Source organism: Microbacterium hydrocarbonoxydans (assembly GCF_900105205.1).
Lineage (GTDB): Bacteria > Actinomycetota > Actinomycetes > Actinomycetales > Microbacteriaceae > Microbacterium > Microbacterium hydrocarbonoxydans.
This window is the reverse complement of record NZ_FNSQ01000005.1, coordinates 1891417-1903812: the sequence shown is the minus strand read 5'-3', so window position 1 is coordinate 1903812 and position 12396 is coordinate 1891417. Positions and strand designations below refer to the sequence as shown.

Below are 12396 nucleotides of genomic sequence, written 5' to 3'. Positions count from 1 at the left end.
CTCTAGCCTGTTGCCGTGACCGCACACCCCGATGCCGGGACCCTCTTCGACGCCGCAGTGGCCGAGCTCCGTGATCTCACGTTCCGCTCGGACATCACGATCCGCGAGATCCCCACTCCGCAGGGCCTCGCCCCGCACGCCCTCGCGCTGGCCGCGGACGTCCGCCCGGACGACGAGGGCGAGTCCGCGTACGGCACCGGCCGCTTCGTCCTGCTCCACGACCCCGAGGGCCCCGCGGCCTGGGACGGGGACTGGCGGATCGTGATCTTCGCGCAGGCTCCTCTGGAGACCGAGATCGGCACAGACCCGCTGCTCGCCGACGTCACCTGGTCGTGGCTGGTGGATGCCCTCGAGTCCGGGGACGCCGTCTACCATTCCGCATCCGGCACGTCGACCAAGACCCTGTCCAAGGGGTTCGGCGGCCTCGCCGACGAGGGCGACGGTGCGCAGATAGAATTGAGGGCGTCCTGGACTCCAGAGGGCCCGTTCCGACCGCACGTCGAAGCATGGGTCGAGCTGGTCGGAATGCTGGCGGGTCTTCCGCCCGGTTCCGAGGGCATCGCCGTGATCGGCGCGCGAAAGGCAGCACGTGACTGAATACTCCGTGATCTCCGACGTATCGGAGTTCCATGCGGCGTGCGCCGCACTCGCTGCGGGCACGGGTCCTGTGGCCGTCGACGTCGAGCGGGCATCCGGATTCCGCTACTCGCAGCGCGCCTACCTCGTGCAGGTCTTCCGTCGCGATGCCGGTGTTTTCCTCTTCGATCCTCCCGCGCTGGGCGACTTCAGTCCGCTGCAGGCGGCGATCGGCGACGTGCAGTGGATCTTCCATGCCGCGAGCCAGGATCTCCCATCGCTGCGCGAGCTCGACCTCCTGCCGCCGTCGATCTTCGACACCGAGCTCGCCTCGCGTCTGCTGGGTCACGAGCGCGTCGGTCTCGCGGCTGTCGTCGAGAACGCCCTCGGCATCACACTGAAGAAGGAGCACTCCGCAGCGGACTGGTCGACCCGTCCGCTGCCCGCGGCCTGGCTCGAGTACGCGGCACTGGATGTGCTGCATCTCATCGATGTGTACGAGGTGCTGGAGGCGGAGCTCGAGGAGCAGGGCAAGACCGAGTTCGCGGCCGAGGAATTCGCCGCGACTCTGACCCGACTTCCCAAGCCCCCGCGGGAAGATCCGTGGCGTCGGCTCAGCGGACTCCACCAGGTGCGGGGTGCCCGCAACCTCGCGGTCGCACGGTCGCTGTGGCAGGCGCGCGAGGCCTACGCCCAGGACCAGGACGTCTCCCCCGGCCGACTCGTCCCCGACCGGTCGCTGATCGCCGCCGTGCTGGCGAACCCGCAGAGCAAACAGGCGCTGGCGGGCATCAAGGAGTTCCAGGGCCGCGCGAGCCGCACCCAGCTCGACCGCTGGTGGCAGGCGATGGTCGACGGACGGACGACCGAGGAGCTCCCGCGCGAGCGGGTCCCCAGCGACGCGCTGCCGCCGCCGCGCGCCTGGTCGGATCGCAACCCGGAGGCGGATGCCCGACTGAAGGCCGCACGCCCTCTGATCGAGGCGACGGCCGAAGAGCTCGGGATGCCGACCGAGAACCTCCTGACCCCCGATCACCTGCGCCGCGTGGCCTGGGATGTCCCCGGCACGACCCCCGAAGCGATCGGCGAAGCGCTTGCGACGCTCGGTGCCCGCCCCTGGCAGATTGCACAGACTGCACAGAAGATCGCGGAGGCCTTTGTAGAGGCCGCGCAAACGCCCGACGAAGCGCCCGCAGCGGCTTCGTAGGTTCGATCCAACCGATTCCTCCCCGTTTCGGGGCCTCCATAGACTGAGGCCACCGCACAAACTTGGAGGCAGAGTGGCCGAGATCTCGGACGTCTTCTTCGTCGATGGAGTGCGCACCCCCTTCGGGCGCGCCGGCGAAAAGGGCATGTACTGGAACACCCGCGCAGATGACCTCGCCGTGAAGGCGACCATCGGCCTGATGGAGCGGAACGCCGCCGTGCCGGCTGATCGCATCGACGATGTCGCGATCGCGGCAACGAGCCAGACTGGCGATCAGGGACTCACACTCGGACGTTCCGTGGCGATCCTCGCCGGACTCCCCCAGACCGTCCCCGGCCTCGCCGTCGAGCGCATGTGCGCCGGCGCGATGACCAGCGTGACGACCATGGGAGCCTCGATCGGCGTCGGCATGTACGACTTCGCCCTCGCGGGCGGCGTCGAGCACATGGGACACCACCCGATCGGCGGCAACGCCGACCCGAACCCCCGGTTCGTCGCGGAGCGCATGGTCGACCCCGGCGCTCTCAACATGGGCGTCACGGCTGAGCGCATCTTCGACCGGTTCCCGCACCTGACCAAGGAGCGCTCCGACCGGTTCGGCATGCTCAGCCAGCACAAGGTGCAGGCGGCCTACGACGCCGGCAAGATCCAGCCGGACCTCGTCTCCGTCGCGACCAAGGGCGCTGACGGGGCCTGGGGTCTCGCCACCGAGGACGAGGGCCGACGCCCTCAGACGACGATGGAGGACCTCGCAGCCCTCAAGACGCCGTTCCGTCCACACGGTCGCGTGACCGCCGGCACGTCGTCGCCGCTCACCGACGGCGCCACGATGTCACTCCTCGCCGGCGGCGGTGCCGTCAAGGAGTTCGGCCTGGCCCCGAAGATGCGCATGGTGTCGTTCGCCTTCGCCGGCGTGCAGCCCGAGATCATGGGCATCGGCCCGATCCCCTCGACCGAGAAGGCACTGAAGAAGGCCGGACTCACGATCGACGACATCGGCCTGTTCGAGTTGAACGAGGCGTTCGCGATCCAGGTGATCTCGCTGCTCGATCACTTCGGCATCGCGGATGACGACCCCCGGGTCAACCAGTGGGGCGGCGCGATCGCCCTCGGGCACCCGCTCGCGGCATCCGGAGTCCGTCTGATGATCCAGCTCGCGGCCCAGTTCGCGGAGCGTCCCGACGTGCGCTACGGCCTGACGGCGATGTGCGTCGGTCTCGGCCAGGGCGGTTCCGTCATCTGGGAGAACCCGCACTTCGACGGCAAGAAGAGGAAGTAGTCCCGATGGCACACTCGGTCTCCGAACAGTACGCGAACGTCGACTTCTCCCCCATCCAGGCGCTGACCGAGGGCGAGGTGATCACGCACTCGCCGGTCCGTGACATCCGCCTCGCCTCCGGCAAGGTGCTCGCCCTGATCACGCTCGACAACGGACGCGATCACACCCGCCCCAACACGCTGGGACCCGCGACGCTCACCGCGCTCGGCGAGACGCTCGACGCTCTCGCCAGCCGCGCCGCCGCCGGGGAGATCCAGGCGGTGGGCATCACCGGCAAGCAGTACATCCTCGCCGCCGGTGCCGACCTGTCCGACATCAGCAAGGTCGGCTCGCGCGACAACGCCCGCCTCATCGCCCAACTCGGACACAAGGTGCTCGGCAAGCTCGGCGAGCTGGGTGTCCCCTCGTTCGCCTTCGTGAACGGACTCGCCCTCGGCGGCGGGCTGGAGATCGCCCTGAACTCCAGCTACCGCACGGTCGACTCCTCCGCGGCCGCGATCGCGCTGCCCGAGGTCTTCCTGGGCATCATCCCCGGTTGGGGTGGCGCGTACCTGCTGCCGAACCTCATCGGCATCGAGAACGCGCTCGAGGTCGTCATCTCCAATCCGCTCAAGCAGAACAGGATGCTGAAGCCGCAGCAGGCGTTCGATCTCGGGATCGTCGACGCGATCTTCCCGGCCGCGAACTACCTCGAGAACTCGCTCGCCTGGGCCGATGCAGTACTCGGCGGCAAGAAGGTCGAGCGCCGCAACGAGCCGGGCAAGATGGAGCGGCTCACCAAGTGGCCGATCGCCGTCAAGATGGCGCGCGGCATGCTCGAGTCGAAGATCGGCACCGTTCCGAAGTCGCCGTACGCGGCGCTCGAGCTGCTCGACAAGGCCAAGAGCGGTACGAAGGCGGAGGGCTTCGCCCGTGAGGACGAAGCGCTCGCGGATCTCGTCACCGGCGACCAGTTCGCCGCATCCATGTACGCGTTCGACCTGGTGCAGAAGCGCGCGAAGCGCCCCGTCGGCGCGCCGGACAAGCAGCTGGCCAAGAAGGTCACGAAGGTCGGCATCATCGGTGCGGGCCTCATGGCCAGCCAGTTCGCCCTCCTGTTCGTGCGCAAGCTCCAGGTGCCGGTCCTGATCACGGATCTGGATCAGGCGCGCGTCGACAAGGGAGTGGCCTACATCCACGAGGAGATCGGCAAGCTCGAGGCGAAGGGCCGCCTCGACGCGGACTCCGCCAACAAGCTCCGTGCGCTCGTGACCGGCACCACCGACAAGAGCCTCTACGCGGACTGCGACTTCGTCATCGAGGCCGTGTTCGAGGAGGTCGGCGTCAAGCAGCAGGTGTTCGGCGAGATCGAGAAGATCATCGCCGAGGACGCGATCCTCGCGACGAACACCTCGTCGCTGTCGGTCGAGGAGATCGGCGCGAAGCTCGCTCACCCCGAGCGCCTCGTCGGGTTCCACTTCTTCAACCCTGTCGCCGTGATGCCTCTCATCGAGATCGTCAAGACGCCCGTGACCTCCGAGGCCGCGCTGTCGACGGCCTTCGTTGTGGCGAAGAATCTGGGCAAGAACGCGGTGCTGACCGCCGACGCCCCCGGCTTCGTCGTCAACCGCCTCCTCGCCAAGGTCATGGGAGAAGCCGCTCGTGCGGTCTACGAGGGCACACCGATCGCCGACGTCGAGAAGGCCTTCGCTCCCCTCGGGTTGCCGATGGGGCCGTTCCAGCTCATCGACCTCGTCGGCTGGAAGGTCGCCGCCCACGTGCAGGACACCATGGCGACCGCGTTCTCCGACCGGTTCTACGCCAACGAGAACTTCCACGCTCTCGCTGAGCTCGATGCGGTCGTCGAGAAGGACAAGGGCGGACGGGTGACCGGCTGGACCAAGCAGGCCGAGAAGCTCCTCAAGCCCGCCGTCGGCAAGAATCCCGCATCCGCGGCGACGATCCTGCAGCGCGTGCAGGACGGTCTCGCGAGCGAGATCAAGCTGATGCTCGACGAGGGCGTGGTGCCAGAGGTCGAGGACATCGACCTCTGCCTCATCCTCGGCGCCGGCTGGCCGTTCATCGACGGCGGCGCCTCGCCGTACCTCGATCGCGAAGGTGCCTCGCAGCGCGCATTCGGCGGAGACTTCCACACCCCGCAGATCCGCGGCATCGAGAGCCGCTGATCCACAGCATGGAGGGGGTCGCGCTCGGCGCGGCCCCCTTCTGCGTGCTCAGGGCGCGGGGCGCGGATCGACCTCGCCGGACCGGGGCCAATACGACATGGCCCTCTCCGCGAGCGCCGTGATCGTCAGCGACGGGTTCACGCCGGGGTTCGCGGGGACGGCAGCTCCATCGACCACGTGCAGCCCCGGGTGTCCCCAGACCCGGTGGTAGCGATCGACGACTCCCGTGTCGGGCGAGTCGGAGATCACGGCGCCGCCCAGGAAGTGCGCGGTCAGCGGGATGCCGAAGACCTCGGGCCACGACCCCCTGGCCTCGGCGGGCACGCCGCTCTCCTGCTGCATCCGGGCCGCGATCGCTTCCGCGGCACGGTGGGCCTGCGGCAGGTGCGACGGATTGGGTCCTCCGTGGCCCTGCGCGCTCGTCATCACCGTCCGACCCCATCGCCGACGCAGTGACAGCGTGAGGGAGTTGTCCTCGGTCTGCATGACCAGGGCGATGATCCCGCGCTCGCTCCATCGCCGCAGCGATCCGAGCCGGAGCTGTCGCACCGGCGCCCGCACCGCTCGTGCGACCAGTCTGAGAAGCCGGACCGCGATTCCCGAGTCTCCGGGGACGAGGATCGACGCGAGCGCGCCCATCAGATTCGAACCGGGTCCGTAGCGCACGTTCTCGACGTGCGTGCGCTCATCGACATGGAACGAGGTCGTGATCGCGACGCCTCGAGCAAGCTCCAGAGACGCGGGGACCCGGGTGGCGACGGCGCCGTCGAGCGCCTCGGAGTTGGTCCGTGTCAGGCGACCGATCGCCGAGGAGACCCGAGGAAGCGCGCCGTCTCGTCGCATCCGATGCAGCAGCTGCTGGGTGCCCCAGGTGCCTGCTGCGAGCACGACCTGGCGGGCATGGACGGTATGCCGCCCGTGCCGGATCCACGCGCCGCTGCGCTGCGTGGTGACGGCGAAGCCGCCCTCGGGCAGCTCCCGCACCTCCGTGACCGTGCGCAGCGCCTCGATGACCGCGCCGCGTCTCTCGGCGAGCGGCAGGTAGTTCTTCATGAGGGTGTTCTTGGCGCCGACCCGGCATCCGACCATGCAGTTGCCGCACAGGGTGCAGCCGGTGCGCTCCGGGCCCTCTCCGCCGAAGAACGGGTCGGCGACGCGTTCGCCCGGTCGGCCGAACCACACGCCCACCGGCGCGCGCCGGAATGTGTCGCCGACGCCGAGGTCCTCGGCGGCACCCGCCATGATGCGCTCGACGGGGCCCGTGTGCGGGTACGTCTCCACGACGCCCAGCATGCGCTTGGCTGTCGCGTAGTGCGGCGCGAGTTCGCTCTCCCAATCCGCGATCTCCCGCCACTGCGGATCCGTGAAGAAGGCCGCGCCCGGCTGATAGAGCGTGTTCGCGTAGTTGAGCGATCCGCCGCCGACCCCCGCACCCGCGAGGATCATCACGTGCGGCAGGCGATGGATGCGCTGGATGCCGTAGCAGCCGATGCCCGGCGCCCAGAGGTACCGGCGCACGTTCCAGTTCGTCCGTGCGAAGTCCGCATCCTCGAAGCGTCGCCCCGCCTCATACACGCGCACCCGGTAGCCCTTCTCGACCAGCCGCAGCGCCGCCACCGAACCGCCGAAGCCGGAGCCGACGATCACGACGTCCTCGTCGAACTCCGCCTCCCGGCCGGCCGCCTCCGTCTTCCTCATCGACCGGCCGGATCCGCCGGCACGAGCACGGTGAGAGCGGCCGGCCGCACCCCGATCGTGCATTCGTCCTCGCCGAGGCGCTCACCGTCGGCGTAGACCACGAGTCCCGGAGCGCTGACCGTGACCGAGGTCACCTCGCGATGGGTGACCTCCCGACGGGTCAGGTGCGTGCCGCGGAGCAGGAGCGGGAACAGTCGGAGGAGCCTGGCCCTCGTCAGCGGCCGCACATGCACGACGTCGAGAAGTCCGTCGTCCGGCTCCGCGCCCCTGCACAGCGGCATCCCCCCGCCATAGCTCTCAGTGTTGCCCACGGCGACGAGAGTGCCAGGCGACTGCAGCGCGGCTCCGCCGTCGACGGATACGACGAAGTCCATGGGGCGCAGCCGGAACAACTCGATCAACAGCGCGAGGTAGTAGCGCAGCACGCCGTGCGGCCACTGCAGTCTGTTCGTGCGGTCGCTCACCTTCGCATCGAATCCGAGCGCCGCGATGGTCAGGAACGACGAGCTGCGCTCCGCGGTACGGATCTCGCCGACGTCGATCGCCCGCGGCACTCCCGTGAGCGCGAGTTCGACGGCGGCGACCGGATCGCGACGTGGCAGGCCGAGGGCCCTGGCGAGGTCGTTGCCTGTGCCCGCAGGGACGAGCACCACCGGCACCGCAGCCGCGCAGACGAGGTCGAGGATGCCGGACAGCGTGCCATCTCCGCCGACGACGACCAGCACTCGCGGCTGCTCGGCGAGTGCCTCGGCGGCGAGCAGGAGGCTCGTGGCGGACGACTCCCCCACATACACGCGATGCGCGGCACCGCGAGCGCGGAGATGGGCGATCGCCGCCTCGGCCTCGCGCTCGCCTCGCCCCTTTCCGGCGAAGGGATTCGTCAGCACCGCGATGTGCTGCGACACCTCAGGACCGCCGTTCCGACGGGATCAGGGCGCCGGGGTTGAGAATCCCCGCAGGGTCCAGCTCGCGTTTGATCGCGCCGAGGATGCGCATGCCGGTGTCCCCGATCTCCTGCGCGAGCCACGGCACGTGATCGCGTCCGACTCCGTGGTGGTGGCTGATCGTGCCGCCCGCAGCGAGGATCGCGTCGTTGGCTCGCGCCTTGACCTGATCCCACACCCCCAGGGGGTCGGAGCGGATGCCGGCGAGCACCGTGAAGTACAGCGACGCGCCTGTCGGATAGATGTGCGAGACGTGGCAGAGCACGTGCGACCTGGCGCCGGCATGCGCGAACCCGGCGCTCAGCGCGGTGGTGACGGCCGTGCGGAGCGCCAGCAGATTCGACCACGTCGTGGCGGTCTCGAGCGTCTCGCAGAACACCCCGGCATCCAGCAGCGCGTCACGGAGATAGGGGCCGTCGAAGCGGCCGTCGACCCACTCCTCCGCCGCGCTCTCGCCCGAGGGTGTTCCCCCGGCGGCCGCGATCAGCGCTGCGGTGCGCGCCCTCCTCTCGGGGATGCCGTCCCCCTCATACACGGTGACGACGCCGGCGCCCTTGGCGAACGCCTTGCCGATCCTGCCGACCTGCGCGAGGCTGACGGCCGTCTCGGCCTCGTCGGAGAGTCGCACGACGGTGGGGCCGCCGCCGTGCTGTGCGACCCGTCGCAGTCCGTCGACGCCGCTCGCGAAGTCGGGGAACGTCCACGATTCGACCAGCCGATCGCGCGGCACAGGATGGATCCGCACCCGTACTTCCGTGATGACCCCGAAGATGCCCTCGGAGCCGAGGAACACCCGGACGAGGTCGGGGCCCGCGGCAGAACCCGGTGCCCTGCCGAGCTCGAGATCGCCGGTGGGGGTCGCGACGCGGATGCCGGTCACCATCGCGTCGAAACGCCCGTGACCGGCGGAGTTCTGGCCTGACGACCGAGCGGCGGCGAACCCGCCGATGGTGGCGTAGCGGAAGCTCTGCGGATAGTGGCCGAGCTCGTACCCGTGTGCGGTGAGCAGGGCCTCGGCATCCGGACCCGTCGTCCCGGCTGCCAGCACAGCCTCCGCGCTGATCTCATCGATACGGATGAGCCCCGACAGGCGTCGCAGATCGAGACTGACGACGGCCCGATGCTCGCCGCGCTCCGGAGTGAGTGCTCCGACGACGCTCGTTCCCCCGCCGTAGGGGATCACCGCGATCTGCCGAGAGGCGGCGAGGCGCAGGACTGCCGCGACCTGGTCATGGCTTCCCGGCGACACGACGGCATCCGGCACGGATTGGTCGCGCAGTCGCGTGCGGAGCAGATCAGGGGTCGAGCGACCGCCGGAGTGCCGGATCCGGGCCTCCGGGGTGACGTCCACGTGCTCGACGCCGACGACGGCACCCAGCGCGCTCAGATCCTCGACATCCAGCGCGGTGGGGTCGACCCGCACCTCGTGCAGTTCCACGGGATCCTCCGGGCGGCGGATGCGACCGAGCAGCATCGGGAGGAGCACGCGCACGGCGCGCGGAAGCGGCTTCTCTCGTGCCGGGTCGCCCCACCCGTTCCACCGCATCTCGGTCGGTCCGGCAGCTCTGCCGTTCTCCTCGCCCATGCGTTACAGTGTGACAGATCATGGAAGAACGTCAAGCACGCACGGACCCGCTGTCGCCGGAAGCTCCGCGGTGGGATGCCACGCAGTCGCGCATCCTCGACGCCGCCGACGATCTCATCGGCCGCAGGGGTGTGCACGATGTGACGATCGCCGAACTCGCCCGACGGGCGGGCCACAGTAGACCGACGATCTACCGCAGCTGGAGCGACGCCGACGACGTGGTGCGCGCCGCGCTGCTCCGGCGCGTCACCGCAGTGCTCGCGCACTTCCCCGTGCCGCCCGAGAGCCGTGACACCCTCGTCGACGATGTGCTCCGCTTCTCCGCGCTCTTCCGCGCCGACGACGTGTACGGGCGACTGCTCGAGGACGAACCCGAGGTCTTCACGCGATACACCCTGCAGCGCGTCGGCTCGAGTCAGCGGTTGATCCTGCAGTGGCTCGCCACGGCGATCGCCGCAGCTCAGCAGAGTGGAACGGTGCGCCGCGGTGAGCCGGACGAGATCGCGGTGATGCTCCTGCTCATCGCCCAATCCGCGGTCCTCTCGCACGGAACCGTGTCCGACCTCCTCTCCGAGACCGCCTGGGAGCGCGAGCTGCGGGCGGCGCTGGACGGGCTGCTGCGACCATGACCACGGACTCCCCCGACCTCAACGTCGCGCGTCGGGCGATCGAGCTGAGGAGGTCGGGCTCCGACACCGCAGACGTCCTCGTGGTCGGCGGAGGCATCACCGGAGTCGGCACCGCACTCGATGCGGCTTCGCGCGGCCTTCGGGTCACCCTGATCGAAGCAGAGGACCTGGCCTTCGGCACGAGCAGGTTCAGCTCGAAGCTCGTGCACGGCGGACTCCGCTACCTCGCGACGGGCGACGTCGCCACCGCCGAGGAGAGCGCGCGTGAGCGTCATCTGCTGATGACCGTCATCGCGCCGCATCTGATCAGACCGCTGGGGCAGCTCCTGCCCTTCAGCCCGTCGGTATCGGCACGACAGCGAGCCGCCGGCGTCGCCGGCATGACGATGGGCGATCTGCTCCGGCTCAGGGCCGGCACGCCGCGAAGGACCTTGCCCGCTCCGCATCCGGTGTCGGCCCGCACCGCCCGCCGGCTCGTACCGGCGCTCGAGGCCGGAGGCCTGCGCGGCGGGATGCTCTCGTACGACGGCCAGCTGGTGGACGACGCCCGCCTGGTCGTGACCGTGGCGCGCACCGCGGCGAGCCACGGCGCGCGGATCCTCACCCGCGTGCGCGCGCTCGCGCTCCGAGCCGACGGGGCGACGGCCGAGGACGCTCTGACGGGAGAGCGATTCGAGATACGCGCACGGAGCGTGATCAATGCGACCGGAGTCTGGGCGGGCGGTCTCGACCCCTCGATCACGGTGCGTCCGAGTCGCGGCACCCACATCGTGCTGGACGGGGCGGCACTGGGGCATCCGACCGCAGCTCTCACGATCCCTCACAAGGGGTCGATCAGCCGGTACGTCTTCGCTCTGCCGCAGCAGGACGGGAGGGTGATCGTCGGTCTCACCGACGAAGAGGCGCCGGGACCCGTGCCGCGCGTCGCGGACCCGACAGAGAGTGAGATCGCATTCCTGCTCTCGACCCTCGGCAGAGTGCTGGCGGAACCGGTCCGCCGCGAGCAGGTGCGCGGGGCGTTCGCGGGACTGCGACCGCTGGTCGACACCGGGGCGCAGGCCACGGCCGACATCTCGAGACGACACCTCGTGGCCGCGGCTGACGAGGGTTTCGTGACCGTCCTCGGCGGCAAGCTCACCACCTACCGGCGGATGGCGGAGGATGCTGTGGACCTCGCCTCGACAGTCCGGGGCCTGAGCGCGCCGGCGAGTCGGACGTCGTCGGTGCGACTGACCGACACCGCACCCCCGAAGACCGACCAGCGTGACGAATCCATCTCACGCGCCCAGGTCGAGTTCATGGTGCGCGCCGAGGGCGCGATGACCGTCGATGACGTTCTGGATCGGCGCACCCGGATCGGACTGGTCCGCTCGGACAGGGACGCCGCCGCGCCCCGCGTCGATGCCCTGCTGCGCGAGGCGCTCGACACACTCGACTGACGCCGCCGAGCCTGCGGCTCCCCGTGCGTATCCGCTGCACGGCACGACGGCGAACGCGCGCGGAACAGCGCATGAACACCGTCGCGCGCGGAGCTTCGGCGGCGCGATCGCCCCGCCGCACCGTGCACAGTGGGTGTCATGGACATGCTCCTCTCGATGCTCGGCGGCAAGGGGATGTCCGGTCTCTTCAAGACCGGCACCGCGATCCTGACGATCCTGCTGGTGGTACCGGCGCTTCTGAAGATCTTCATCGTGACGGTGGATGAGGGGTGGGCGGCGATCCGCACCCGCAACGGGAAGCCGATCATCCGCAATCGCCCCCAGCGTCGTCCCACCTCCCGGGGCGGCGCGGTCGGCGAGGTGGTCGTCCTCGACCCCGGCTCCCACGGCGCCTTCCCGCTTTTCTACTGGTACAAGCTGATCGACGTCCGATGCAGGGCGACGGACCTGCCGGCCAGGGAGATGACGGGCGCGGGAGGTCATCAGCATCGCGTCCATGCGTCGTTCGAATGGCGCCCGATACCCACGGGCCGTGACTTGCGTGTGTTCGAGCTCGACGTCGTGAACGTCAAGGAGCGCGCCTCGAACATCGTCGGCGCGGCACTGCGAGATGTGATCCGCGGACTCGACGGTGCCGAGCTGCCGCACAACGACGAGATCAGCACGCGGGTCATCGCCGCCAGCGCCGACGAGGTGCGTCGTGCGTGCGGTGTGGAGCTCGTGCGCGTCATGGTCACCGGCGATGCGCTCACCGACGGCTACCTGCTCTCCGCCGCGCTGCGTGACTCGGATCGGGGCGCGGAGGTCGCCGCAGCGCTGCACGCACTCAACTGACAGACCTGCTCTCGATGCCAGAGCACACCTCTGTGCTAGT

Annotated in this window: 10 protein-coding genes; 7 read left to right on the top strand and 3 right to left on the bottom strand. The window is 69.7% G+C overall.

Annotation, left to right across the window (positions count from 1 at the left end; translation table 11 throughout):
* Positions 1–15 precede the first annotated feature (15 nt).
* The 4 genes from BLW44_RS09500 to BLW44_RS09485 all read left to right on the top strand — a co-directional run bounded on the left by BLW44_RS09500 (position 16) and on the right by BLW44_RS09485 (position 5227).
* Positions 16–597 carry a DUF3000 domain-containing protein gene (locus BLW44_RS09500; RefSeq protein ID WP_060928074.1) on the top strand — a complete coding sequence of 194 codons (582 nt, stop codon included), beginning with the start codon at positions 16–18 and terminating at the stop codon, positions 595–597.
* The gene (locus BLW44_RS09495) at positions 590–1783 is read left to right on the top strand and encodes a ribonuclease D (RefSeq protein WP_060928073.1); all 1194 of its coding nucleotides are present in this window, start codon (positions 590–592) and stop codon (positions 1781–1783) included. The genes BLW44_RS09500 and BLW44_RS09495 overlap by 8 nt, the downstream gene beginning before the upstream one ends.
* Positions 1784–1856: 73 nt before the next feature.
* Positions 1857–3062 (top strand): thiolase family protein, encoded by a 1206-nt coding sequence (locus tag BLW44_RS09490; protein WP_060928072.1) that lies wholly within the window; start codon positions 1857–1859, stop codon positions 3060–3062.
* A gap of 5 nt (positions 3063–3067) precedes the next feature.
* The gene (locus BLW44_RS09485) at positions 3068–5227 is read left to right on the top strand and encodes a 3-hydroxyacyl-CoA dehydrogenase NAD-binding domain-containing protein (RefSeq protein WP_060928071.1); all 2160 of its coding nucleotides are present in this window, start codon (positions 3068–3070) and stop codon (positions 5225–5227) included.
* 48 nt (positions 5228–5275) lie between these two features.
* Here BLW44_RS09485 and BLW44_RS09480 read toward each other — a convergent pair whose 3' ends face one another.
* The 3 genes from BLW44_RS09480 to BLW44_RS09470 are packed head-to-tail and all read right to left on the bottom strand — an operon-like array spanning position 5276 to position 9454.
* Positions 5276–6925, bottom strand: coding sequence for a GMC oxidoreductase (locus BLW44_RS09480; RefSeq protein WP_060928086.1), 1650 nt, complete (start codon positions 6923–6925; stop codon positions 5276–5278).
* Complete coding sequence (locus BLW44_RS09475; RefSeq protein WP_060928070.1) at positions 6922–7830, bottom strand: diacylglycerol/lipid kinase family protein; 909 nt, start codon at positions 7828–7830, stop codon at positions 6922–6924. Before BLW44_RS09475 ends, BLW44_RS09480 begins: the two co-directional genes overlap by 4 nt.
* 1 nt (position 7831) lies before the next feature.
* Positions 7832–9454, bottom strand: coding sequence for an FAD-binding oxidoreductase (locus tag BLW44_RS09470; RefSeq protein ID WP_245647464.1), 1623 nt, complete (start codon positions 9452–9454; stop codon positions 7832–7834).
* Between the two features lie 20 nt (positions 9455–9474).
* Here BLW44_RS09470 and BLW44_RS09465 point away from each other — a divergent pair, with 20 nt between their 5' ends.
* The 3 genes from BLW44_RS09465 to BLW44_RS09455 all read left to right on the top strand — a co-directional run bounded on the left by BLW44_RS09465 (position 9475) and on the right by BLW44_RS09455 (position 12356).
* Entirely contained in the window at positions 9475–10083 is a 609-nt protein-coding gene (locus tag BLW44_RS09465; RefSeq protein ID WP_060928069.1) for a TetR/AcrR family transcriptional regulator, read from the top strand.
* Positions 10080–11522, top strand: a complete 1443-nt coding sequence (locus BLW44_RS09460; protein ID WP_074731740.1) for a glycerol-3-phosphate dehydrogenase/oxidase — start codon at positions 10080–10082, stop codon at positions 11520–11522. The genes BLW44_RS09465 and BLW44_RS09460 overlap by 4 nt, the downstream gene beginning before the upstream one ends.
* A 138-nt stretch (positions 11523–11660) precedes the next feature.
* Positions 11661–12356 carry an SPFH domain-containing protein gene (locus BLW44_RS09455; RefSeq protein ID WP_060928183.1) on the top strand — a complete coding sequence of 232 codons (696 nt, stop codon included), beginning with the start codon at positions 11661–11663 and terminating at the stop codon, positions 12354–12356.
* Positions 12357–12396 lie beyond the last annotated feature (40 nt).